The organism is Streptomyces sp. NPDC000880, from assembly GCF_053599675.1.
On the sequence record NZ_JBSFMS010000116.1, the window covers coordinates 1 to 22,748 of the forward strand.

Here is a 22,748-nt window from a genome sequence, read left to right on the forward strand (position 1 = left end):
CCCTCCGCCACACCGGCCGCGACTACCACCGGCCCCTACGAGCCCTCGGTCTCACGTGACGAACCCAGACAGATCTCGATCATGCAATGACCCTGCCGTGCCAGTGCAGAGAATCGAGTTGGGTGATGGGCGGACGTGGACGGTGGTCGGTCACGACTACCTGCCGATCGCGCCCGTCGAGGAGTTCTTGGAGTTCCTGCGCGTCGGCCGGGATGCGTCGCCTCATACTCTTCGTTTCTACGCCGCGTCGCTGAACGCGTGGTGGGTCTACCTGGCGGCGGCCGGACTGGCGTGGGACGAGGTGACGTTGCCGTCGTTCCTGCCGTTCCTGACGGTGCTGCGGACCGGTGATCCAGTCGGAGTGCACCGTTTGCCGGGTACTGGTGCCACCCACGTCGGCGGGGTGGCCGAGTCGACGGTGGGGCTGCGGGTGGCGGCGGTGCTGTCGTTCTACCGGTATCACGCGGATGTGCACGGGGTGGCGGTCGCCGGACGGCTCTACCGGGTCGGTGGGCGCCGGGCCCGCAGCCGATACGTCGGGGCCCTGGCTCACCTGGACCGCGAAAGCGACCATGTGAGCCCGGTGGTGCGCGTCCGGACCCGCGATCGTGGGCCGGCACCGGTGCTCACGCCGGCCCAGGCCGAGGCGATCCTCGACGGATGCGCGCGCTTCGACGTCGCCTCCGGGCGGTGGTCGGGATCGGTACGCGACCGGCTGCTGTTCGCGACGGGCGCCGAGTAGACCTCATTGGCGACGCAGGGTTGTCGTCAGGGCGGCCACCCAGTCCTACGGCGGTTGGGCCCTCGGCGGTCCGGGCGAGGCAGATCTGTCGTGTGGCGCTCTTCCGCTCAGGTGGTGGTCGGCCAGGTCGGGAGCTTCGGCGACCACGCGCCGCTACTCCGTGTTGGCGCCTCGTCAGCCATGACTCACAGCGACGAGAAAGTCATGAGGATCTCATCGCGGTTGTCACCTGCGGCAAGCCGAAGGGTAATCCGGCCAACGGCCTTTCTCCTTATGCGGATCTCAGCAACCCGGCCCTGGCGAGGAGAGGCTAGCGGCCGTGTGTCCGTCGGCTCTTGGAGCGGCGGACCGGGGCCTCCAGCAGAACGCCCACCAGCTCGGTCTCGCTGGTCCTGGTGAGCAGCCGCTTGGGCACGATCAACAGGCCGGCCTTCCAGCCGAGGCGGCCGGTCACGACGTAGACCCGCTCCGTCTCGTAGTAGCGGTACATGGTGCGCCATGGCACCCGCATGAGTTCCTCGGAGCCGCGGGAGACGACGAAGCCGGCGTCGTCGATGACGGCCTGCTTCTCCCCCGTGGCCTGGTCGGCACGGAACATACGGCCAGCGAGCAGCGGGGGCAGGAACAGGCCGAGCACACCGTAGACAAGAGCGAGCGTCAACAGACCAGCGTTGATCGGGCCGCCGTGAGCGGAGGCCCTCAGGCTCAGCGCCGCCATCAGGGCCGCGGCCACGACAATGAGCCACCGCAGGCGTCGGAACCATCCGGTTGCTGCGAGGGCCTCGTCGAACTCCTCCCGCGTCAGGATTCCGCTGAAGGTGATGGTTGTCTGCCGTATGTCGTCCACGGGCGCGGAGCCTACAGGTCCGCGCCTGGCCCGCCAGTGCCTGGTCGGGAGCATAGGTCCTAATGACCTGAGTCTGAGGTTCGGCATCAGACCTCATTTCAATTGGTGAGCCTGCCGTGGCAGACGAGTATTTCTGCCCTGTTCTCCGAAGGCTCCTCCAACTGGGCTGCGGATGCCGTTGGCGGTGGGGTTCGGTCAGTCGCTCTCCCGGTAGTTCATGAACCAGTGGGTGTCGAAATAGCGGGCCATCGTGAACGGGTGGTGCGGGTCGATGAGGATGTGACAGACGAACTGCGCGGCCTGGTAGCCGAAGGGGATGTCCTCGCCATCGAAGGACCGGACGACGACGGGCCAACGGTCGGGGTCGTCGCCGTCGGCCCGCCAGCAGTACAGGTCCTCGTGCTCCGTGCCCGCCCAGATGAGTAGCCCGTCCTCCCTGAGATCCGTCCACGGCTCCTGGTTCAGGCTCAGATATGCGTCGAAGGCGCCCTCGCCGAACGTTTCGACCATGCGCTTGTAGTCGGTCGGGAGCGCGGTGCCCAGGCGCGACTCCACCTCCGCCCAGTGCACGTCCGGCCGCTGGGCGGGCTGCGTCCAGCCGGTGATCCGTATGAGCCGCTCCATCCAGTCGACGTCCTCGTCCTCGTCCGGAGCGACTGCCAAGGGTTCGGGCACCTGCCTCTGAGCGACCACCAGCACCGGCCGCTCGACGCATTCGTCGTCTCGCGCCGTACCCGTGCCGACCCACTGATTCCCGTACGCCCACGCCCGTATCTTCACGGCCCGGTCCTCGAAAGGGACGAGGAGAGCCGCGCCCCTGGAATCATCGACCGTCGGATCGGCGAAGCCGTCGAGGACGAGGGTGCGTGGGGCTCCGTACCTGCTGGCGAGGAGGTCGGTCAGAGCTTGCGGGTCCAGGTCGCCGGGCAGGTACGTGTAGCCGTCTGCCGGGCCGAGCTGAGCCAGCAGATCGTTGACGGTCGTCTGCGTGAGCTTCATGGCGGACAGTGAAGCGCACTGCTCTGACAACGGACCTGCTCGGACGTATCCTCCGACGTCATTTGGACAGTTGCTGGGCCGGAGTTCCTCCAGCGAGATTGCGGTGGCATATGAGTTGCTGGCCGAGAAGAACCGACAGCTCAGAGAACAGCACGCCGGCGCGCTGACCGACGCGGCAGCTCTGCGCTCCCGGACATCCGCCGACACCACGCCTGCCGTCACTGACTACTGACACCGACTCTGCGAACGCACTGACATGACCCTGCGCATCCCACTGACATCTACCGTGCGCACGACAAGAACCCAAGACCCCAGCCGCCCACGACAGCCGGTAACAGCCCCGAGTTCCCGCCGAAGAACCCCCGGAAATGCTGAACCCAAGGAAGTCGTGCCGGTCGCCGTGACCCGCACCCTCGAAGGCCACGAATCCGCCCGCAAGCGCGGCAAGACCATCGGCGGCGCGGGCGTCACCGACGACTCCATGCTGTCCATGGCCCTCCACCTGCGCGGCCAGGAGATGAGCCTGCGCGACATCGCCAAGAAGCTCGTCATCACCTCGGGCGCGAAGAAGGGACAGCACCCCTCACCCGCCACCGTCATGCGCATGCTGCGCGAGCACGACGAGCAGAAGGCCACGGCCCCTCTGGAGCCCACGGGCCTGACCTGCGACTCAGTCCTTAGCGTTGTTTTTTCGGCGAGAACTACTGGGACCCCGAGCGGAGGCGGGCATCCGCAGGCTGATCAAGGAGAGCGAGGAGATCAACTTCCGGGCCGTCGCCCGCGCAGCGGGCGTCAGCCTGGACTTTCTCTATGCCCACACCGACCTGCGCCAACGCATCGAGACCTTGCGCGGCCAGCAACGGACCGAGAACCAGTCTCCCCCGCAGGCACCCTCAGCTGACGACGGCACCGTGATTCATGCCCTTACCGAAGCCCTCCGCCGTGAGCGCACCACCCACCGAGAGCGCGTCCAAGAGCTCGAACAACGACTGGCCGCGGCACACGGCGAGATCCTGCGCTTGCAACGCGTGATCCAGTCACATAACCCGAGACCGTGACAGCACTCGCCTGGCTCCAGAGCTCACGATCCAGAACGCAATCCCAGAGCACTGTGCTCCACCACACCCGAGGGAAGATCGCTCTTCCCCGAAGCCCGGGCAGTCAACCCCACAAGACCGGACCGAAGTTCGGCGGCGGGCTCACCAAGGACGATCGCGCTGATGATCAGCTCCATCATCAGACAGTCGTACTCGTCGCCCATGCCCCGATAGCGCTCCCCATCGGCCTCCACCACAGCAGAGGCGATCCTCCTCCCACCACCAGCCACGGGGGCAAAGGACGCCTCATAGACGCCGTGACCGGTCCAACTTCGGTGCATGAAAACGACATCGCCTTCGACGAAGACGTTCCACTTCTCATCCATGTCCCGGGCCCGATATCCGCGCCGGATCCGGTCCCAGTCCTCGTCAGTCCAGACACGATCCGGCAACTGAGACACCGGCCTGGGCGCGCTAATCGGCTGGAGGCGCCGGAACGACTCTCGGGTGAGCGGGGCATCGGCAGTCATGACGTGATCCTACGGATGCACCATTCCAACAGGACAGCGACTTACTTCCAACTGGGCAGAGGATGAACCTCAGCCACCTTTCGGACGCGTCCGCAGCTTCCTGAACAGCGACCTTGCCAGGCCCCTACACCGCTACCCCAGATAACTCCAGCCGTTTAGGGCGGGGGAAGTTGGCGTCCCTGACGAGTCGTTGCTTGCGGCGTTCGTCGCGTTCGGCGCACTCGGCTTCCAGCAGGTCTGCCAAGAAGTCCCTGTTGCTGGCGCGCTCGCGCTGTGCGGCGGCGGCCATCTCTTCGACGCGACTGCGGATGGTGGGCAGGTGCAGGGCCCGGCAGGCTTCGTCGATGACCGTCTCGACGGCCGCCCCTTTCCGCGGCGGCATCCTGGCGAGGCTGTGGAACCCGCTTGGTCGTGGATGCGGTGGAAGTGCTCATGCGGTGCCTTTCGGTTGGCGTCGGGTCAGGAGCTGGTCATAGGGGTCCACTGACGGCAAGGGGCGCTTGTCCTCGGGAATCTGTGCTCTGCGGGCCGTCACTCCGCTGGGTCCCGCCCACGGCGGCGGGTCGTCCGCCTCGCCCGGCAAGGGCTCCGGTTCCGGTCTCACGGCGCGTCCGGACTGATGGAGCCCGCTCTGATCGCTGCGGCCATGCCCAGCTGGACGGCTGCGGGCGGCATCCTCCGGTGCAACAGCAGCACCTCGATCAGGGCTCGTGCGCCGTTCGAAGATCAGCAGCTCAAACCAGTCGTCCAGCAGGGCGGTCACCAACCCGGCCCCCGACCTTTGGGCGTGCCGACTGGCTTTCCACAGCCGGATCAGCCTTCAGGATGGGCGCAACCAGCTCGGCTACCTCATCGAGGTGCGCGAGGTCCTGGAGAGCGGCCTGGTCCAGCAGCTCATCGACAAGCATCGGGAGGCCGACCGGTCCGCGGTCACTGAGGTGATGGCGCGGATGGAGGCCGAGGCGAGGGTGGACGGTGTCTCGCCGGAGACCGACCGGCTCTTCCATGACGTGCTGTACCGGCCGCTGGGCAATCCACTGGTCGGTCAGCTGCTCGGCGCCTTCTGGGACGTCTACCACCAGTTGCGCGACGACCTGGGCCCGCCCATCGAGGCCCCGGCCGACGTCGTCCGCCGACACCGCGACATCTACACCGCCGTGGCCACCGGCGACAAGGCCGCCGCCGTCTCGGCGATGCACGCCCACTTCGACGGCGTACGCAACCAGCTGTCCCGGTTGCAGCGTAAGGCGTGACGGCCGGGCTTGTCACCGGCCGCAGAGTGGACACTGGAGGGCCCTGATGCCCCTATGACGGCCAATTGTCAACGAGTCATCCCTCACCGCGGGACCAGCCTGCCAGCGGCCACCAAGGCCGCCAGCGAAGTCTCACAGTTTGTCAAGCCGTTCGGGGGCACTCAGTTCCTCGGCCCGCCCGGAGTGAACCAGGGTCAGCACGACCCGGTCGGTGAAGCTCAGACGTTGGTGGCGGCCGGCGCCGCGTCGGCGTAGCCGTGCCCGTCCTCGTCGGGCGTGTAGCAGGCCTTCCTGAGCTGTGGACCAGGCTGGTTGTAGCTCGGTCAGCAGCAGACCCAGGTGGTTGCGGCTGACTCCAGTGAAGGCACAATGAGTGAAGGCCGCACGGACCCGCTTGATCGACACAATCAGCAGATCTGTGCGGCCGTCTACATCCTGGTCAAGACGCCACGCCGGACCCCGCTACTGCGCACAACTCGTTAGCGACCCCCGTTACAAGATCGGGCGGTCAGCAGTCGTTGTACTCGTTCGTCCAGAAGGCGCCCTCGGCGGCGTCCGCCTTCTCGTCGATTACCTCCAACTCGAGCATCGTGTTCAGCGTTCCCTGCACGACGTCGGTCTTGAAGCAACCGTCGTCGGACAATGCGCCCTTCATTGCCTCGAGGGTGCGCAAGACTTCAGCCCGGTCGTAACCGCCGAGGTGGTCGAGGATCTGGTCGGTGGCCGCTGCCGGATCCGACTTGATCTTCTTTGTGGCGGTGGTCAACGCCCGGCTGAAGGCGGCGGCAGCCTCGGCGTTCTTTGTGGCCCACTCACGGTTCACGCCCCACGACGTGTACGAGAAGTCGTCCAGGGCTTCGATCTCACCCTTCGGCCCGTCCACGATGACCATGCCGAAGCCTTTCTGCTCTGCGATGTAGGGGGTGGGCGGCGACAGGTTGTAGGCGCCGATCTGGCCCTGCTCGAGAGCTGCGAGCAGCGCCGACGCGCCACCGATCGGTACGATCTCGACGTCGCGGTCAGGGTTGAGCCCCACCGAACGCAGGTAGAAGCGTAGGTAGGTGTCTGAGGGGGAGCCGGGGGAAGTGATGCCGATCTTGACATCCTTCAGGGCGCGCAGGCGGTCCTGGACCGGCCCATTCATGTTGACGCCCTTGCTCTCAGCGGTTTTCTTGCTCATCACCAGAGTGAGTGTGACGCGGTTCAAGATGCTGTGAGCCATGACGATTGAATCCTCGCCCTGAGAGCTCAGTTCCACGAGGTCCTCGAAGCCGACGTCTGCGTACTGCGCCCGTCCGGAGGCGAGAGCGGCGATGCTGTCGTTCCCGCTCTCAACCTCGACTATCTCCACCTTCAGGTTCTCGTTGGCGAAGAGACCGTCGTCCTGCGCGACGTACAGGGCCGAGAGGAAGACGTTTGGGGCGGATGCGATCTTGATCGTGGTGACCCCGTCGCCCGACGTCGCCCCGCTACCACATCCCGCCAGGAGCAGGGACGCGATGGCGCCGCCAGCGATGGTCCTGCCTAGTCTGGCTCGCATGTGCACTCCTCGTTGAGTTCGTCTGCCGATGGGACGAGGGTTTGACCGCCGGATCGAGATTCCGGTACAGCGGGGATGTGAGCGTTAACTGATGAGCGATGAAGCCGTAGCCGCACGTACCGGCATCGATCTCACCCGCCCCCGCGCAGCCTCACTTCGGGCTGCCAACGCAGCGCTCGGGACAATGGCTTGAGCGCTATCCCCATAATCAGCACGATCGTCGCGAGGACGATGACCCCGGCCAGGACCCCGGCGGTGTGGTATCGACCGGCTGCCTCCCGGGTGAGGTAGCCGATGCCGCGATTGGACGCGATGAACTCGCCCACCACGGCGCCGATCATGGCGGCCGGAAGAGTGCTCCTCAGCGCGGCGAGGATGTAGGGCAGGGCGCTGGGGAGCATCACCGAGCGCATCGTCTGCCAGGTGGAGGAACCCATCACCCGGCTCACGTCCAGGAGGCCCGGTGGTACCTGTCTGATGCCTTCAACGGTGTTTATGAAAACGACGAAGAAGACGAAATAGCTGGCGAGCACCACCTTGGGCAGCAGTCCAATGCCGAACCACAGGATGAAGACCGGCCCCAGGGCGACCGCTGGCACCGAGTAGGCGACAAGGAAGTACGGTTCCACCACCCGGAAAATGGTTCTGCGCAAGGCGAGTGGCCATGCCATTGCCACTGCCGCCAGGGCGCCGAACAGGAAGCCCAGGCCTGCGGCCACGAGGGTGAACCTGACGTGGAACCAGAAATCAGGCGAGACGGACCACTCAACCAGCTGTTCGGCCACCGCCGACGGAGTACTGACGAACAGTGGGCGGATCAGCGTGCCGGAGGCGAGGGTCCAGCCGACCAGCGTGCCGACTACGATTGCGAGGCGGCTCAGCAGGACCAGCCGGCGTCGGAAGCGTTGAGCCGACCTCGCACGCTGGTGTTCGTCAGCGATGACGCGCCCGGCATCGGATGGGTCATGCCGCCGCCCAGGCGCCAGAGTCGCTGTCATCCTCGCACCTCCGATGTGCTCCAGGGCAGAAGACGTGCTTCCGCGGCGCGGATGATTGCGTTGACGAGCATCACCAGCAGCGCCACTACAAGGACTCCCGCGAAGACCGTCGCCGTGTCGAACTGGCGCGACGCCCGGACGATGAGGAAGCCCAACCCCTGCGTCGAGGCGATGAACTCGCCGAGGATCGCGCCGACCATGGCGCGCGTGAACGTCAACCGGATGCTCGCCATGACCGCTGGCGCGGCGCCAGGTAGCACGACCTTGCGAGCCAGAAGCAAGCCCTTGGCTCCGAAGACCCTCGACACGTCGATCAAGCCAGGACTGATGCCGCGCACGCCGGCGACGCTGTTCACCAGGACGATGAGGAACACCATCAAAGCGGCGAGCAGGACCTTGGGAAGGGCATCGAGGCCGAACCACATGATGAACAGTGGCGCGAGCGCGATCTTCGGCACGGAGTAGAACGCCGCCAGGAATGGGGCGGAGATCTCGTCCAGCAATGGGAAGGCGACCAGCATCATCGCCGCAGCCAGGCCGACCACGACGCCGATGATGTAACCGGCGCCCGCGGCGCTCATCGTGGCACCGATGTGCTGCCACAAGATGCCGTCCAGCGCTAGCTCGACGAGACGGGCGCCGACCTCAGAGGGCTTGCTCACATAGCGTGGTTCGACGATGAAACCGATCGCGAACTCCCACAGGAGCAGCACCGTGATGCCGAACAGGGTGATCCCGCCATAGACCTGAGTCTTGGTCCTGAGGTCCGTGGACCGCGCCTGCCTGCATACCGACGCCAGGACCGCTGCAGCCGTGCTGTCCGCCCTGGGAGGGCTCTTCGTGAGCAGCGCGTTGACATTCATGCCGCTTCACCGCCCTGGCTGGTGCTAATCTCGTCGCGGATGTCCGCCCAGAGAGCGTCGTAGAGCTCCTTGAAGCCGTCCATTTCGTGGATGTGGTAGACGTCGCGCGGCCTCGGCAGGTTGACCTCGTACTCCCGCTTGATCCGTCCAGGGCGTCCGGTGAACGTCAAGATGCGGTCGCTCAGGGCGATCGCCTCTACCAGGTCGTGGGTGACGAAGAGGACCGAGGGCTTGGACCTTTCCCAGAGCTTGAGCAGCTCATCCTGCAGGATCACTCGCGTCTGCGCGTCCAGCGGACCGAACGGCTCGTCCATCAGGACCACCCGGCTGTCGTACGCAAGCGTCCGCACGATACTGGCCCGTTTGCGCATGCCGCCGGAAAGCTCGTGCGGGTAGTGGGTTTCGAAGCCGTCCAGTCCTACCAGATGGATGAACTCACGTGCGCGCTCACGACGTTCGACCTTGCCCATGCCGCGGAGCTCCAAGCCGAACTCCACATTCGTCAGCATCGACCGCCAAGGCAGCAGGTTGTCGTCCTGTGTGATGTATCCGATGGCGGTGTTGATGCCACGCACCGGCTTGCCCTCGTGGACGACCCTGCCCGAAGACGGCTTCGACAGACCCGCGAGCAGGTTGAGCACAGTTGACTTGCCACAGCCAGAGGGACCCACCAGGCTGATGAACTCCCCCTCGGCGGCGGTGAAGGACACGTCCTCCAGAGCCAGGAGTGGATCAGAAGCTCTCCCCCGTGGGACGAACGCTTTGTAGACCCTGTCCAGTTGTACTGCGACTGTGTCGCCTGCGAGCACCGTCCGGGTCACGCCGTCACGCTCCTCAAGTCTTGTCGGAATATGTCGTTCTCTCTTGTCGGGATGTGTCGCTCCCCAGGCGCCGATACGCCTGCTGACCGCCGTCAACGTGCTCGGACTCGTCGTAGACGAGCCGGTCGGAGTTCACCCCTCGGCCACCACCGGGTTGGACAACGACCCGAGACCCTCGATCTCAACCGTGATCGTGTTGCCGGGCTGCACCGGCCGCACCCCCTCGGGTGTCCCGCTGAGGATCACGTCGCCCGGCTCCAGGGTGGTGAACCGGGTGATGTACTCGATGAGGTACGGGATCGGGAAGATCAGGTCCTTGGTGCGGCCGTCCTGGCGGCGTTCACCGTCGACGGTGCAGGAGACCGCAACATCGGTCGGGTCGTACTCCGTCTCCACCCACGGCCCGATCGGGCAGAAGGTGTCGAAGCCTTTGCCTCGCGTCCATTGGCCGTCGGATTTCTGAATGTCGCGGGCGGTGATGTCGTTGCCGCACGTGTAGCCGCCGATGACGTCCCACGCATCGGCCGCCGCAACCCGCTGCGCCCGCTTCCCGATCACGAGCACTAGCTCGGCCTCGGGATCCAGGCGACGGGAGAGCTGGGGATAGACCACGTTTTCGCCCGGTCCGACCACCGAAGCCGATGGCTTAAGGAACAGCAGCGGCTCATCGGGCACCTTGTTGCCGAACTCCTCGGCGTGGGACCGGTAGTTACGCCCGACGCAGAGCACGGTGCGCGGGGTGACTGGAGCGCGCAGGGTGACCTCGTCCGCGGAGCCGATGGTCTGCCCCGTGGCGCGCAGGTCCACGAAGGGCGTCCCCTCGGCGGCCAGCACGAAGCCATCCTCGAGGACCCCCCAGGCGGCCGGGCCGGTCGTCTGGTAACGAACGATCTTCAATGGATTTCCTTCCTCTCGCGTGAGTCGTTGCTGTATTCGTCGGCGCCGGAGCGCGGCGTGCCGTCGTGCGCGTCGTGGGCGAGCTTCATGCGTTCAACCCGGCGGCGGGTGGTTCTGCGGTGTCCTCGACGAGCTTGCTGACGGTGTCGCCTACCGAAAGCTTGTGCGACAGCGCAAGCCTCGCCGCCCGCTTGGAGTCGCGGGCGCGGAGCGCAGCCACGATTTCCTCGTGCTCGGCCTGGGAGGCCGCCAGCCGCTCGGGGACCATCCGGAACACCCGCTGGAAGCCGGAGTGCCGTTGCCAGATGTCCATGGTGAGTTCGCGGAGCATCTCGTTGCCGCAGGCAGCGACGATCGTCTGGTGGAACTCGCGGTTGAGGTCGGAGAAACCCGGGCCGTCCTGCGCATCGACCGCCTTGCGCATCTGCGCCATCAACTCGTCGAGCGTTCCGAACTCGGCAGCGGTGATTCGCTCGGCGGCCAACCCGGTGGCGATGCTCTCCAGGTGACCGCGGATGAAGTAGGTCTCCTCGATCTCCCTCGCGGTCAGCGTGGTCACCCGCGCGCCGCGATACGGGACCATCTCGACGAGCCCGTCGCGCTCCAACATCCGCAGCGCTTCCCGGACGGGGATGTCGCTGGTCTCGTACTGGTTGGCCATGTCCCGTAGGACCAGGCGGCTGCCGGAGACGAGCTCATTGCTCAGGATCCGCTCCCGCAGCGCGCGGTAGATGCTCTGCGATTTCAGATCGGACACGCCCGCGCCCCCTTGTCGTCCCCGTCAGGAACCTCGATATGGCCCTTCCTCTGTGACCACCGTCACAGGGAGGAAACATATATGATATGAGCCCGAAGTCAATGGAGCTTGCTCCGGTGCGCCCGCCGCTCCTGAAAGCTTCGGCCAGTTACGGCGCGCCATGATCCAGCTGCGCTGGCGAGCAGCGCGCCCAGGATGCCGGCGATCCCGGAGCCGGCCACCACGGCGATCATGATCGTGGCGAGGCGCCGTCGAAGCGGTCCACCCAGTCCAGGACGTGATCGGCATGCTCCGAACCCGCCGTCAGCCGGAGGGATCCGATCGCCTGCCGGATCTCAGCCAGCGGCAACCAGCGCCGTCCGTCGGCGACTTGGCGGGCCACCCTGCGGCGCTTCTCGATCAGGGCCGCCTGCTGTACCGACCGGAAGCCACCGAGCTGGCCGTGGATACCCCTGCCGACCGACCGCGGGGACACCGTGGGCGAGCCAGCGCAGCCGGAGCCCGGTGCGGTTGTCGCGCAAGGTCTTGGAGGTGCGGAGCGACCCGGAAGACGGCGTATCGACCGTACAGAGTTGGCTGGAGCGGGCCCAGGCAAATCGAACTCGCGGTGCCGCACTCATCGGCGAAATGGCAGTTTCCTACATCATCAGAGAGGAACGTACGGCGCTCAATTTCATGCGCGAGGGGCGCTACACCGTCCTTCGCATGGTCTTCGAAACGGTGTGACTTCCCTTCATGGTCCGCCCAACGCCTTCGGTGTGGCCTGTCTGGTCACCGACCGGGACCCGGTGGTGAGGGTCCTTGCCGACGGGAAGAATGTCGAAGACACCACTGTGGCGGCGGCGTGCAGCGCCGACCTGGTCGCCGTTTCCCCCGACGACGACATTGGCCGCGGCGTGCAGCTGATGAGGGAACGGGCAATGCGCCGGCTGCCAGTCGTCGAGAACGGGCGCCCGGTGGGCATCGTCTCCCTCGGTGACTTGGCCGCCGAGCGCGACCCCAGCTCGGCGCTGGGCGACATCAGCTCGGCTGAACCCAACCAGTGAACCGCTGAGTGGCCGTGCGGGCCCTACACCCAGGCCACCCCATCTCTGCTGCTGCACTCCGGGCCAGGCCAGGCGGTAAGACAGCGGCCCAGCCCGCGCAGACACAGGCAGGTGCGGCCGTCGTACAGCAGACGCCCGGGCAAGGGATCGATCTCCCAGCCGATTCTCACCCGGGACGAGATGCCCGGCGATCGGGACTGCACCGTCCCCCCGGGGAGACCCGCTCCACCCTTCGTCCTGAAGGATCGAAGCCACGGTGCGTTACGGTCCGGCGTGAGCTCACGGGCGCCGCGTACGCGCCAGTGCCCGCCCCGCCGACGGAGAACGGGCGCCGAAAACGCTCCGCTGCTACGAGGGGAGGATGTTCTCCGCCTGCGGGCCCTTCTGGCCCTGCGTGACGTCGAAGGTCACCTTCTGGCCCTCCTGCAGCTCACGGAAGCCCGACGTGGCGATATTGGAGTAGTGGGCGAAGACGTCCGGACCACCACCATCCTGCTCGATGAAGCCGAAGCCCTTTTCCGAGTTGAACCACTTGACGGTTCCAGTAGCCATGTGTCCTCCAAGGACTCGAAATCGGCTCCCGCACCGTGCTGCCGGATGAGCGCGGCCAGCGGTCAGTCGTACGGCTGTCCCCCCGCTTCCAGTGAACGCCCGGCCCGGTCCTCTCACTGCTCCGGCCCGCTGCTCCCGGGACTCTTATCGCCTGGCACGTACTTCGGGCAGCTGCGGTTGTGGCAGGGGCCCGGTTTCCAGACGGGGACGAAGACTCCCATTGTTTTGTGTCGCTTGATCTCCGCAGTCACAGGGCCGTTGCACGCTGGGCAGATGTATCCGGCCTGCGGTGCCGTCTCACGCTCGTCGCTGCGCATACATCCAGGGTAAATAGATTTGTAATAAAATGGGACAAATTTTGCAAGAGGGTAGGCGGCCAAGTCACGGCCCCGGAGCCCCGGGGCGATCTGGCGACGGCGATACGGGCAGGCCCGCCAGGGGTGACCGCAGAGAGGCTGGGTCAGCTGTCCTGCGGAGGGTCGCCCGGCCGACGCGTCTCGTCCGCCCCGAACCCCGAATTCCGTTCCTGCGCCGGGTGCTGCTCGTCAGCCGCGCGGGAGGCGACGCCGTTCCCATCCCGTCCGGGATCCGAGACAGTTCCTTCCTCGGCTGGCTGGACCGGGCGCCTGAGACTCAGTACGACGGACACCGCCAGGACTGCCACGATGACCGCCAGACTCACCGTAGACGGGATCTCCGGAATGCTGCCGCTGAACAGCTCGTGGGATGCCTGGAGGATCAGCTTCACGCCGATGAAGGCGAGGATCAGCGCGAGGCCCTTGCTCAGGTAGTGGAATCGGTCCAGCAGGCCCGCAAGCAGGAAGTACAGCGCCCGCAGACCGAGGATGGCGAACGCGTTGCTGGTGTAGACGATAAAGGCGTCGTCGCTGACCGCGAGCACGGCGGGCACGCTGTCCACGGCGAAGATCAGGTCGGCTGCCTCGATCGCGGCGACGACCGCGAGCAGCGGGGTGGCGACGCGCTTGCCGGCCTCCTTGACGAAGAACTTCATCCCGGCGTACTCGTCCCGCACTGGCATGACCTTGCGCAGGAGCCGAACGGCGATGCTCTTGCCCGGGTCGAAGCTGCCCTCTTCTTCTTTGAAGATTTTGTAGGTGCTGTAGAAGAGGACCGCCGCGAAGGCGAACAGCACTGCAGTGAAGCGGCTGACCACGGCGACACCGGCGGCAAGGAAGATTCCGCGGAACACCAGAGCGCCCATGACACCGAAGAACAGAACGCGGTGCTGGTAGGCGCGTGGCACCTTGAAGTAGGCGAAGATCAGCGCGAAGACGAACAGGTTGTCGACCGACAGGCTCTTCTCCAGCAGCCACGCGGTGGTGTACTCCACCCCCGGCGTCGTGCCCAGAACCAGGAAGACGACGGCGCCGAAGACGAGTGCGAGGCTGACCCACACGCCGCTCCAGGCGGCGGCTTCCTTGAACCCGATGACATGCGCCTCCCGGTGCGCCAGCAGGTCCACGGCCAGCGACACGACCACCGTGACGGCGAACGCCGCCCACAGCCAGAACGGCACCTCAAGCACGAACGAACCCCTCACACGGACGGGGGTGAGAAAGACAGCCTGCCTCTGTAGAAAGTCTGACCCAGTACTTCACCCTTGTCGCCCGCGCCCGCAAGGGACGGCACCCCGGCCCCGGTGCCGTCCCTCGTCGTAGATGTGTCAGAGCGCGCCCGGGTCGTGGACGGGCCCCCTCAACGCGATCCCGCGCCTGGCCGGAGCCGAGAAGATCGCCAGACCGATCCACTGCCATGTCATCGTCGTGTGGCTCCTGTTTCAGAGGTGGGGCAGCGGGAGGGCTGTTGTGTGGCGGCGGCCGCCGCTGTCGGCCGGGAGCCCAGCGGCGGGCGAGGCGCTCTCCGGGACGGGTGCGCACCGGTAGTACACCGCCGTGCGCACCTGGTGCGCATCCGATGCGGCGATGCGCACCGCCTGGTGCGGTCGGTGCGCATCGTCTCGATTCGCCGGCGCACCGGTGCGCATCCTCCGGTCCGGCACCGCGCACCGGGTGCGCATCGGCGCGGTGCGTTTCCCCTGGACCACGGCCTTGTCTCCAGCTCGGTGAGGCAGGCGGCGATCTGCTCGCCGCGCCGGGCGGTTCAGCCGATCAACTCGTGCGGGACACCGGCGATCTCCATGACCGGCCGGCGGCCCGGCGTGACCGTGCGCGGCTCGGAAGCCAGCCCCAACGCCTCACAGACCTCAGCCATCACGATTTCGTTGTAGAGCGCGGACGCGGCGACGGTGTTCTCGTGCAGGGCCTCGGTGTGTACCGACCCCCACGTGCCGTCCGGGCGCTGCCCCTACAACAGCAGATGGTCATGCAGCAACGGCATCCCGGACCGTGCCTCGTAGTGACGGAAGCGCGCCGCGACCAGACCACCGGACGGACGCGTGCGGTGGATGCCGCCGCTGCCGAACCGGATCACCGCCACCTGGTCCTCGATCCACTCCAACACCATCTCGATCGCCCGCTCGTGCGCGGCCTCGATCACCCGCCGGGTCTCCTCATCACCCAGCGCCCACAACAGGTAGATCGCCGGCTGCGGGCGGAACACGAAGTCGACACCCGTGACCTTCACCCGGCGCCCAACGCACCTGCCCGCCACGCCGCCGATCGACTGTCCCCCGCGGCCAGCCGATCGGCGACGATCCCCTCCGCGTCCGGGTGCCGGCCTCCCTCACCGAACAGCTGCCGCAACTGCTGCGGCGGCTGACCTTGCACAGGTCAGATTGACCTTGCATCTGCGGCTGCCGCTCGACGCCCGGTCCCGGAGGGTGGCGCTCGGTGGTGTGGGCGCCGATCCTGTGTACATGGATGACACGGGAACCGTGGTGTTCCGCTGGCGGGCCGGGTACAAGAAGCCGTGGATCTTCGAGGAAGGAGCCGTCACCATCGGCGTGCTGCCGCCGCTGACGGTCTTGTTCTCCTTCGTCTTGCCGGTCGTGGCTTTCCTGCTCGGGCTCTGGACCATCTTCGGGATCGGGCTCTCGGGACGGGAATGGGTGCGTACGTGGAGGTCGGTGGTCGAAGTGCGGGTGGAGACGGGTGACCGGCGACGGTTGCTGCTGCGGCAGCGGTACGGGCGCACCCGCACCTACGCGCTGGACGCGGTGACCGCGGTGCGCCCGCTTCAGGTCGGACGCGTCTCAGGGGTCATGGTGGACGTCGAAGAGTACGACGAGCGGAAGCAGACCGACGAGATGGCGCTGCTCCTGGAGGTGGGCAAGGTTGCCCACACCACGTACGGAGCACCGCACATCACCACGGCCACCATATGGCCGCTGGTGGAGGAACTGCGACGCGTGTGCCCTCACATCGTCGTGGCCGAGACCGAGTACCGCATACGCAGCTTCTTCGACAACGAACGGGGCATGTCCCCCGGCTGAGCGCGGCCTGCCCTGGGCTTCGCCCGGGCGAACCGCGACCTCGATGACAGGTCTCGGTCGATCGCCGCAGGCGTGAGCGGCCCCGACCACCGGGCGGGGCCATCCGCGGCGGGCCTGGGCATCGACGCGCAGGGAAATCGGCCGGCATCGCCCGCCATTTGATGCCGTTGTCAAGCAGGTAGCGGACCGCGTCCAGCATCGCGGTGGCAGTAGCCCTCCGGCTGCCCGCCCCGGCCTTCCAGCCAGGCCGGCACCGGCAGCAGCGGCCGGACCACGGCCCATTCCGCGTCCGTCATGTCCGACGGATACCGCCGCACCCGCTCCGGCCGGTCGGCCGCGTTCCCGTACACGTGAGCGGCACAGCCGCCATGACCGCCCGGCGGATGCGGGCGTTGACCGACTCGATCGCGTTGGTCGTGCAGACGATCCGGCGGATCTCGGTGTCGAACCGCAGGAACGGGGTGAACTCCTCCCACGCGTTCTCCCACAACCTGACGATCGCCGGATACTTCTTCCCCCACACCTCGGCGAACTTTGAGAACCGGTCCAGAGCAGCCTCTTCGGTCGGCGCGGTGTAGACGGGCTTGATCGGTGGGCGGCCACATCTCGAGCTGAGTATGCAGCTGCAGTGGTCCGCGTACCGTCTTGGGGCTGAGGGCGATGTGGGCCATGACCGCCTCACGCACCGGTGCCAGTCCGTGCCGTCGTCGGCGACCAGAAGCACCATGCGCAGGTCCCTCAGCGACATCAGGTCGGCAGCCGTGTGTCGGAGGATCTCGACACCCAGATCGGCGGTGAGGCCGCCGTGGACACACGCGTCCTTGAGACGGCTGCTCCACACAGTCGCGTCGAGCGCGGCGAGGCCACAGTCGCCGCCGTTCGTCACCCCGGCACCGCTTGACGGTCTCACGGCCGGGACTGCCGTGGTCGTCTGTCCGTGACGCTGCGCGGTCAACACCCCTCCTAGAAAGCTGTATATGTCCCACATTCTTAGCAGTCCGCAACCGGCGCAGTGGCAGGAACGGTTCGTCCGGCCGCCCGCGGCAACCGCCTGTCGGACAGGAGACACATGCTCTCCCGGGCCCGTTCTACACTCGGCAGGCTTCCGGCTGGCGGAAGTGGAAGTGGCCCCTGGAAAGGACTGGTTGAACGTGTGGCAGGAGGCGCCGATCTACGACCGGCTCGTAGCGGAGAGCGGTGACATTCCCGCGCAGGTGCGCAGCGAAGCTGAGCGCACTGTGCGGGATCTGGAGCAGGTGATGCGATGGGGGGCGCCGGGGGCGGGTGGGCTCCCGCAGCAGGTACGGCCGTTCACGCCCATGCAGAGCTGACGCGGGACGGCCCGCGCGGCACGGCCCAGGCGATGCTCGCCTCCCGGCTCGGCGGAGTCCCGTGCCAGTATGGGCAGGCTGCTTGTGGACCCGGCCTCAGCCGGTGTCCAGGCTCCCGTGTCGCTCCGCATCCGCCGCTGCGGGCGGGCTCGGCGTCGATGCAGGCGGCCTGCTGGACGTCGGTTTCCTGAAGAGGGTCAGAAGCGGGCTGTGGACCCCTCCCTGAGTATCGGCAAGGCACGGAGGAAGGCGAGGAAGAACCCGTCTGCTGCTGCGGCGCCTGACAACGGACGGCGAAAACCACCTGCAGCCCCGAGGGGATGACAGTTCCGCTGCGCGAGGCGGGCATCATGTCCACGTACATCAGCGGGAAGACCCGGCTGGTGACCCTGCGCCGGAACAATTCGACGCCCTTGCCCCGCCTGCTCGGCGCAGTGCTGGCCGAGTTCACCCGCCCTTCGCAAACTCCTGATCCAGCAGAACCCACTTGAACACGACACCGCTGATCACACCCAGTGCGCGCTGTGAGCACGCCGACGCAGGCGTACAGATGGGTCACTGCCCCGCTACACAGCATCAGCGGCCCGATGCCCGGATGGCGCGGCCCGCAGCGCCGCTCACGCCTCCCTGGCCTCCGTCACCGGGATTGACCGGGCGTTTCGCGTCCGGTCGTCGCCTGATGCCGAAGGCGGGAGGCAGGGCAGGGACGGCACGGGTCAGGCGAAGGCGGGCATGATCTTGTCGTGGATCAGGCGGAGCTGGGTGTTCACATCGGCCACGCCCGCGAGGTCACGGCCGGTGAAGGCCTTGACGAGAGTGCGGTCGGTGACGGCGCAGATCATGTGGTTGACGCCGCTGGGAGCGATCTCCCGCTGGATCTTCTCCAGGCACTCCTCGGGGGTGCCCGCGATGGAGAGGCGTTCGGCGGTCTCGGGCGTGGTCAACTCGATGCCGCGGGCGAGGTCACCTGCGGCGATGGCGTCGATGACCGGTTTGAGTTCGCCCGGGTCGACCCCGTTGCGGCGCAGCTGCTCCTCGGGCATCGAGGAGGCATAGATGCCGACCATGCTGCGGGCCGCGTCCTTGGCGGTCGCGGAGTCGGGCCCGGTGGCGAAAACGACCCAGGCACCTATGTCCAGTGACCGCCAGTCCTTCCCCGCCCGCTCGGCTCCGGCCCGGATGTGCCGCACCGCGTAGTCGTACGCCTCTCGCGTGTAGCTCAGCGCGTGGTGGCAGCCGTCGGACCACTCGCCCGCCGCCTCGAAGGACTTGGGCCCGCGCATCGCCCCGAGCTTGAGCGGCACGCGCTCCTGGACGGGGCGGGCGAAGGTGAACAGCCCGTGGTAGGTGAAGAACTCGCCGTCGTACGAGATGGCTCCCTCGTCCAGCAGGGTACGCACCACATGCAGCGCCTCCTTGACCCGGGACAACGGCCGAGCGCGGGCCCAATCGATGCCGTACTGAGCCAGCAGCCCGAAGTTCCCGCTGGACAGCACGCCTTCCGCCCGCCCGCCGGACAGCTCGTCAAGGGTGGCCAGGGCCTGAGCGATCAGGGTGGGTTCCCGGAGCGTGACCGGGGACACGCTCGGGCCCAGACGGATCCGGCTGGTCTGGCCGGCGGCCGCGGCAAAGAGCAGCCACAGATCCTTGTGCCAGGTCTCGTCGGCGGCATAGCAGGCGTGAAAGCCGAGCTCATCGGCGAGCCTGATCGAGGCCAGTGACTCCTGGAGCGGATAGTCGGGGAGCATCGCATAGCTGAACTTCACGGGCGTCACCTTCCGAAGCGGGAACGGGCGGTACGGACCGCCGGGCTGGTTACCTCTCCCGAGAGTGTGGACGCGGGCCCCCAACTGTCCAGTGGGCGTAGCGCAGTTGGTGTCCGGAGTCGGTTGCCCAGGGGGGCGGGGTCTCGCCCCCCTGGCCGTATTCCGACAGCTCTGGCGCCGGCACCGGGCCCAGGCATCGCGCCGCCGAACTCGTCCGGGTCCAGCCCGGAAGCCTTCAATTGCTCGGCGCACGGGGAGCAGAAGATGTTGCGGGTATTGACGATGAGGTAGCAGCGCTGGGTCCGGCGGCTGGAGGAGGACGTGCGGGGTTGACCAGATCACCGGTGAACAGCCAGCGCTGCCCGTCCCACTCCCCCGGCCGCCGGCCGCCGTCGATGCGGTCCTCCAGCCAGGTACGTCCCTCGCCGCTGTCCCAGCTGGATTGGCCCGGCGAGCCATACGGCGCGGGCAGCCGCAAGGCATGGCTCATCGGTGCTCCCGTGAGCTTGTTCCGCTTTGACGGACACCATTGGTGTGGTGGTCAGGCTGCGAGTGCGGTCTCGTATTCGGCTGCGGTAGCCGAGATTCGGGCCCGGTGGCCTTCGACCCGGGCATAGCAGTGCTCCGGGCCCGGCCTGCGCCACGGGGGACAGTACGCCGCGGCGCAGGCCGGGACCGGAGGTCACGTAACCCGTCCTGGCCGGCCTCCACGCAGCGGGGATGGCGACCGGCGGCGCGATCCGCCGGCTGCCCCTCAGACCTTGCGGCCGATACCGCAGACCGCGTCCACTCCTGCGGGCTCTGCGTCCGGTCCGGATGTGTCGGGGCGCCACTGTGACGTCACGACGACGCCGGGGGCGACGAGGTCCAGGTCGTGGAAGAACGTGGCGATCTGCTCGGGTGGGCGCAGGTGGTATGAGTTGGCCGAGTTGCCGTTGTAGGTCTCGATGGCCTTGTTCAGGGTCCCGTTCGTGTTGGTGCCGTCGCTCAGTGCCAGGTAGCTGCCGAGCGGGACCGCGGCGACCAGTTCGTCGACCAAGGCCGACGGGTTGTCGGAATCCGGGAGCTGGCCCATGATCCCCAGCATCGTCAGCGCGATGGGCTGGGTGAAGTCGAGGGTTTCGGCGGCTTCCTCCAGGATCGTCGCCGTGTCGCGTACGTCGGCGTCGATGTAAGCGCACGCACCTTCGGCTGTGCTGGTCAGCAGGGCTCGGGCATGGGTCAGGACCAGCGGATCGTTGTCGACGTAAACAATCTTGCAGTCAGGCGCCACCCGCTGCGCCACCTCGTGCGTGTTGTTGGCGGTGGGCAGGCCGGTGCCGATGTCCAGGAACTGGCGGATGCCCGCCTCGCCCGCCAGGAAGCGCACCGCGCGGGCGAGGAAGTACCGCTGCTGGCGGGCAATACGGGCAATGTCCGGGAACGTCTGCAGGATCATGCCCCCCATCTCGGCGTCGACGGGGTAATTGTCCTTCCCGCCCAGCAGGTGGTTCCAGACGCGTGCCGAGTGCGGACGGTCCGTCTGAAGCCTTGCTGTCAAGGAGAGTTGCTGATCGCTCATGAGCGAAATCTTCACACACGTTCTGGGCCACCACCCAGCGGATGGATGGCCTTCACACGGAGCCACGCGCGGCGGACGGCCCGGCCGCCGACCCGCTACGGTGAGGCCGCTGCAAGAGCCTGCTCAACGCGGTTCCCTTCGCCATCGGCATGTCGGATGAGGTCGGCGACGCCGGCGCGATCACGTACGCCGCGCGGTTCTACGCCTCTGTCGCCGACGGACAGTCGATCCAGGCCGCTGAGGACGCCCGCCACTCATCCGGCACAGCCGGTCGACAGGACCGCGAGCCGCCGCGTGAAACGGCTCTTCAGCCTGCTGGGGAGGGACGGTAGTACAGGACGGCGGCGCCGGAGGCGAAACGTCTTGTTGCCTGCAGCTGAAGGGGAGTCCTGGGATAGTCGCCACTGAAAAGGCGCGTCCCCCCGCCTTGCAGGAGGGGATTGAGGATGAACCGGTATTCGTCGATCAGCCCCAGGGCGGTCAGAGTCGAGCTTGTCGGCGGCGGCCGGAGGGTGTAGTAGACGAGGATGCGGGTGGCGAAGTTCTCGCGCATCTCCGGTCCGCCCAGCGCGCGGGCGGTGCGGACTGGGCGACCCGCCGGATGTGCAGGCGGACCTGACGGCCCATGAACAGGATCTCGGCAAGGGCTTCGATGGTGGGGCTGGTCTTCGGGTCGCCCTGCTGCCGGGCTTTCTCCCAGTAGCGGGCGAGCTGCTTCATGGTGGCCAGCATCTCGCGCACGCCCGGGTCGATCAGGCGCAGCGCGTTCGGCGGGCGGTGCTTCTTCTTCACGATGAGGTGCGGCTCCCGTCCGGCGTGACGCCAGGAAAAAAGGGACATGCGTCAGGCGGCGCAGCGGATGTTCTTCCAGGCCGCGACCCGTATCGCCGCGCGCCCTTTGGAGGACGGCAGCGGCGTCTTGAGGGAGGCTCTCACCTCCCTCAAGACGCTGTTCGATCTGTACCGTGAGCCCCTCGAATCAGACGCAGCTCCACTTCCCCCCGCCAAGGGGCACTCCGTCTACGAATTGGCCTTGGACATTCTCAACTTCGAGCTCGCACTGTTCCTGGCCAAGTGGCACCCCCGACTGCGTACCTTCGAGGAAGCCCACCCCGGCGGAGACGAGTCCACATGGCCGCAGAACGCCGCCTTCCGGGAGGAACTACGGGAACTGCAAAGGAACCTGCGGGCAGCTCCCAGCCGCGGCCGATCTCGTCCTGGCCGAGCTGCTGCCCGCACACCTCACAGATCTTCCGGTTCCGCACGCGGCCCAAGTCCGTCAGGTGGATTTGCCTGAACGCAACGCTGTGCGACTCCGTGGCTGGCACCACCGACACCGGGATGGTCACCAGGCCGAAACTGATCGCGGTCGAAAGCAGGGAAGGCATCTACAGGTCCTCCTAGCACCCCCGTGACCAGCGTACGAGCGGCACCGGCGAGAGGCGCGGGGAGCTACTGCGCGGGAGCCGCCGCACCAGCCGTGGCGGGCTGCTCGTCGCCGACGTGCTTGAGCGCCATCCGCGCGGCCACCTTCTCGCCCTGAGGGACCTCCGCCCACCATTCGTGCATCAGGATCTCCGTCGTCAGCTCCAGAAGCCGACTCCGGTACCGGCTGTCCGCCTCGAGCTGCTGCCCACCGGAAGTGGCGAGTTGACCTCTCAGTTCAGCGCTCCACACGCCCGCATGTTGTTCTTCTGCGATCCCTAAGCCTCGATCCACCGGCGTGGTTTGAGAGTGATCTTCAGACCGGTTTCTTATCCGGTTTGGGTCGGTGTCCGGGGATGGGCGGGTGGTAT

26 protein-coding genes and 4 pseudogenes are annotated in these 22,748 nt (G+C 67.0%); 9 read left to right on the plus strand and 21 right to left on the minus strand.

Annotated features, from left to right (window positions below):
- The first annotated feature begins 97 nt into the window (after window positions 1-97).
- The gene (locus ACWDO5_RS28305; protein WP_450533197.1) at window positions 98-742 is read left to right on the plus strand and encodes a site-specific integrase; all 645 of its coding nucleotides are present in this window, start codon (window positions 98-100) and stop codon (window positions 740-742) included.
- Window positions 743-1,052: 310 nt separating this feature from the next.
- On the opposite strand, the gene ACWDO5_RS28310 is transcribed toward ACWDO5_RS28305, so the two are convergent.
- Window positions 1,053-1,589, minus strand: a complete 537-nt coding sequence (locus ACWDO5_RS28310; protein WP_450533198.1) for a YcxB family protein — start codon at window positions 1,587-1,589, stop codon at window positions 1,053-1,055.
- 195 nt (window positions 1,590-1,784) lie between these two features.
- On the minus strand, window positions 1,785-2,588 hold the full coding sequence (locus tag ACWDO5_RS28315; RefSeq protein ID WP_450533199.1) for a hypothetical protein: 804 nt from the start codon (window positions 2,586-2,588) through the stop codon (window positions 1,785-1,787).
- Window positions 2,589-2,691: 103 nt separating this feature from the next.
- Between ACWDO5_RS28315 and ACWDO5_RS28320 the strand changes: the two genes are divergently transcribed.
- Window positions 2,692-2,820 carry a hypothetical protein gene (locus ACWDO5_RS28320; protein ID WP_450533200.1) on the plus strand — a complete coding sequence of 43 codons (129 nt, stop codon included), beginning with the start codon at window positions 2,692-2,694 and terminating at the stop codon, window positions 2,818-2,820.
- Between the two features lie 451 nt (window positions 2,821-3,271).
- Entirely contained in the window at window positions 3,272-3,646 is a 375-nt protein-coding gene (locus ACWDO5_RS28325; RefSeq protein WP_450533201.1) for a DUF6262 family protein, read from the plus strand.
- A 23-nt stretch (window positions 3,647-3,669) separates the two neighbouring features.
- On the opposite strand, the gene ACWDO5_RS28330 is transcribed toward ACWDO5_RS28325, so the two are convergent.
- Both ACWDO5_RS28330 and ACWDO5_RS28335 read right to left on the minus strand, forming a co-directional pair.
- Window positions 3,670-4,086 carry a hypothetical protein gene (locus ACWDO5_RS28330; protein WP_450533223.1) on the minus strand — a complete coding sequence of 139 codons (417 nt, stop codon included), beginning with the start codon at window positions 4,084-4,086 and terminating at the stop codon, window positions 3,670-3,672.
- 193 nt (window positions 4,087-4,279) lie between these two features.
- On the minus strand, window positions 4,280-4,537 hold the full coding sequence (locus ACWDO5_RS28335; protein ID WP_450533202.1) for an ATP-binding protein: 258 nt from the start codon (window positions 4,535-4,537) through the stop codon (window positions 4,280-4,282).
- 328 nt (window positions 4,538-4,865) lie between these two features.
- On the opposite strand from ACWDO5_RS28335, the gene ACWDO5_RS28340 reads away from it, so the two are divergent.
- Window positions 4,866-5,408: a FadR/GntR family transcriptional regulator gene (locus tag ACWDO5_RS28340; RefSeq protein WP_450533203.1), complete on the plus strand. Its 543-nt coding sequence runs from the start codon at window positions 4,866-4,868 to the stop codon at window positions 5,406-5,408.
- Window positions 5,409-5,916: 508 nt separating this feature from the next.
- Here the strand turns inward: ACWDO5_RS28340 and ACWDO5_RS28345 are convergent.
- The 7 genes from ACWDO5_RS28345 to ACWDO5_RS28375 all read right to left on the minus strand — a co-directional run bounded on the left by ACWDO5_RS28345 (window position 5,917) and on the right by ACWDO5_RS28375 (window position 11,759).
- Complete coding sequence (locus tag ACWDO5_RS28345; RefSeq protein ID WP_450533204.1) at window positions 5,917-6,948, minus strand: ABC transporter substrate-binding protein; 1,032 nt, start codon at window positions 6,946-6,948, stop codon at window positions 5,917-5,919.
- Window positions 6,949-7,079: 131 nt separating this feature from the next.
- Window positions 7,080-7,946 carry an ABC transporter permease gene (locus ACWDO5_RS28350; RefSeq protein ID WP_450533205.1) on the minus strand — a complete coding sequence of 289 codons (867 nt, stop codon included), beginning with the start codon at window positions 7,944-7,946 and terminating at the stop codon, window positions 7,080-7,082.
- A complete protein-coding gene (locus ACWDO5_RS28355; protein WP_450533207.1) occupies window positions 7,943-8,809 on the minus strand; it encodes an ABC transporter permease in 867 nt (288 codons plus the stop codon). The genes ACWDO5_RS28350 and ACWDO5_RS28355 overlap by 4 nt, the downstream gene beginning before the upstream one ends.
- Complete coding sequence (locus tag ACWDO5_RS28360; RefSeq protein WP_450533208.1) at window positions 8,806-9,519, minus strand: ABC transporter ATP-binding protein; 714 nt, start codon at window positions 9,517-9,519, stop codon at window positions 8,806-8,808. Before ACWDO5_RS28360 ends, ACWDO5_RS28355 begins: the two co-directional genes overlap by 4 nt.
- A 243-nt stretch (window positions 9,520-9,762) precedes the next feature.
- Window positions 9,763-10,527, minus strand: coding sequence for a fumarylacetoacetate hydrolase family protein (locus ACWDO5_RS28365; protein WP_450533209.1), 765 nt, complete (start codon window positions 10,525-10,527; stop codon window positions 9,763-9,765).
- An 85-nt stretch (window positions 10,528-10,612) separates the two neighbouring features.
- A complete protein-coding gene (locus ACWDO5_RS28370; RefSeq protein ID WP_450533210.1) occupies window positions 10,613-11,284 on the minus strand; it encodes a GntR family transcriptional regulator in 672 nt (223 codons plus the stop codon).
- 229 nt (window positions 11,285-11,513) lie between these two features.
- The gene (locus ACWDO5_RS28375; RefSeq protein WP_450533211.1) at window positions 11,514-11,759 is read right to left on the minus strand and encodes a hypothetical protein; all 246 of its coding nucleotides are present in this window, start codon (window positions 11,757-11,759) and stop codon (window positions 11,514-11,516) included.
- Window positions 11,760-11,794: 35 nt separating this feature from the next.
- Between ACWDO5_RS28375 and ACWDO5_RS28380 the strand changes: the two genes are divergently transcribed.
- A complete protein-coding gene (locus ACWDO5_RS28380; protein ID WP_450533212.1) occupies window positions 11,795-12,010 on the plus strand; it encodes a hypothetical protein in 216 nt (71 codons plus the stop codon).
- A complete protein-coding gene (locus tag ACWDO5_RS28385) occupies window positions 12,007-12,330 on the plus strand; it encodes a CBS domain-containing protein (RefSeq protein WP_450533213.1) in 324 nt (107 codons plus the stop codon). The genes ACWDO5_RS28380 and ACWDO5_RS28385 overlap by 4 nt, the downstream gene beginning before the upstream one ends.
- A 348-nt stretch (window positions 12,331-12,678) precedes the next feature.
- On the opposite strand, the gene ACWDO5_RS28390 is transcribed toward ACWDO5_RS28385, so the two are convergent.
- The 3 genes and pseudogenes from ACWDO5_RS28390 to mobF form a co-directional block, all read right to left on the minus strand.
- The gene (locus tag ACWDO5_RS28390) at window positions 12,679-12,882 is read right to left on the minus strand and encodes a cold-shock protein (protein WP_450533214.1); all 204 of its coding nucleotides are present in this window, start codon (window positions 12,880-12,882) and stop codon (window positions 12,679-12,681) included.
- A gap of 460 nt (window positions 12,883-13,342) precedes the next feature.
- A complete protein-coding gene (locus ACWDO5_RS28395) occupies window positions 13,343-14,428 on the minus strand; it encodes a TerC family protein (RefSeq protein WP_450533215.1) in 1,086 nt (361 codons plus the stop codon).
- A gap of 575 nt (window positions 14,429-15,003) precedes the next feature.
- A pseudogene (gene mobF / locus ACWDO5_RS28400) lies at window positions 15,004-15,513 on the minus strand (MobF family relaxase).
- A gap of 205 nt (window positions 15,514-15,718) precedes the next feature.
- Here mobF and ACWDO5_RS28405 point away from each other — a divergent pair.
- On the plus strand, window positions 15,719-16,294 hold the full coding sequence (locus ACWDO5_RS28405) for a hypothetical protein (RefSeq protein WP_450533216.1): 576 nt from the start codon (window positions 15,719-15,721) through the stop codon (window positions 16,292-16,294).
- 121 nt (window positions 16,295-16,415) lie between these two features.
- Here the strand turns inward: ACWDO5_RS28405 and ACWDO5_RS28410 are convergent.
- Both ACWDO5_RS28410 and ACWDO5_RS28415 read right to left on the minus strand, forming a co-directional pair.
- Window positions 16,416-16,590, minus strand: a pseudogene (locus tag ACWDO5_RS28410) (transposase); the annotation flags it as partial.
- Between the two features lie 68 nt (window positions 16,591-16,658).
- Window positions 16,659-16,883: pseudogene (locus ACWDO5_RS28415) on the minus strand (transposase); the annotation flags it as partial.
- 562 nt (window positions 16,884-17,445) lie between these two features.
- On the opposite strand from ACWDO5_RS28415, the gene ACWDO5_RS28420 reads away from it, so the two are divergent.
- Both ACWDO5_RS28420 and ACWDO5_RS28425 read left to right on the plus strand, forming a co-directional pair.
- Entirely contained in the window at window positions 17,446-17,625 is a 180-nt protein-coding gene (locus ACWDO5_RS28420; RefSeq protein ID WP_450533217.1) for a hypothetical protein, read from the plus strand.
- A gap of 320 nt (window positions 17,626-17,945) precedes the next feature.
- Window positions 17,946-18,116, plus strand: a complete 171-nt coding sequence (locus ACWDO5_RS28425) for a hypothetical protein (protein ID WP_450533218.1) — start codon at window positions 17,946-17,948, stop codon at window positions 18,114-18,116.
- A gap of 225 nt (window positions 18,117-18,341) precedes the next feature.
- On the opposite strand, the gene ACWDO5_RS28430 is transcribed toward ACWDO5_RS28425, so the two are convergent.
- From ACWDO5_RS28430 to ACWDO5_RS28450, 5 genes and pseudogenes are all read right to left on the minus strand, one after another.
- The gene (locus ACWDO5_RS28430; protein ID WP_450533219.1) at window positions 18,342-19,391 is read right to left on the minus strand and encodes an LLM class flavin-dependent oxidoreductase; all 1,050 of its coding nucleotides are present in this window, start codon (window positions 19,389-19,391) and stop codon (window positions 18,342-18,344) included.
- A gap of 754 nt (window positions 19,392-20,145) precedes the next feature.
- Window positions 20,146-20,952, minus strand: a complete 807-nt coding sequence (locus ACWDO5_RS28435; protein WP_450533220.1) for an SAM-dependent methyltransferase — start codon at window positions 20,950-20,952, stop codon at window positions 20,146-20,148.
- 480 nt (window positions 20,953-21,432) lie between these two features.
- Window positions 21,433-21,744, minus strand: coding sequence for a hypothetical protein (locus ACWDO5_RS28440; protein ID WP_450533221.1), 312 nt, complete (start codon window positions 21,742-21,744; stop codon window positions 21,433-21,435).
- Window positions 21,745-21,995: 251 nt separating this feature from the next.
- Window positions 21,996-22,340: a Ku protein gene (locus ACWDO5_RS28445; RefSeq protein WP_450533222.1), complete on the minus strand. Its 345-nt coding sequence runs from the start codon at window positions 22,338-22,340 to the stop codon at window positions 21,996-21,998.
- A 64-nt stretch (window positions 22,341-22,404) separates the two neighbouring features.
- Window positions 22,405-22,748: pseudogene (locus tag ACWDO5_RS28450) on the minus strand (hypothetical protein); the annotation flags it as partial.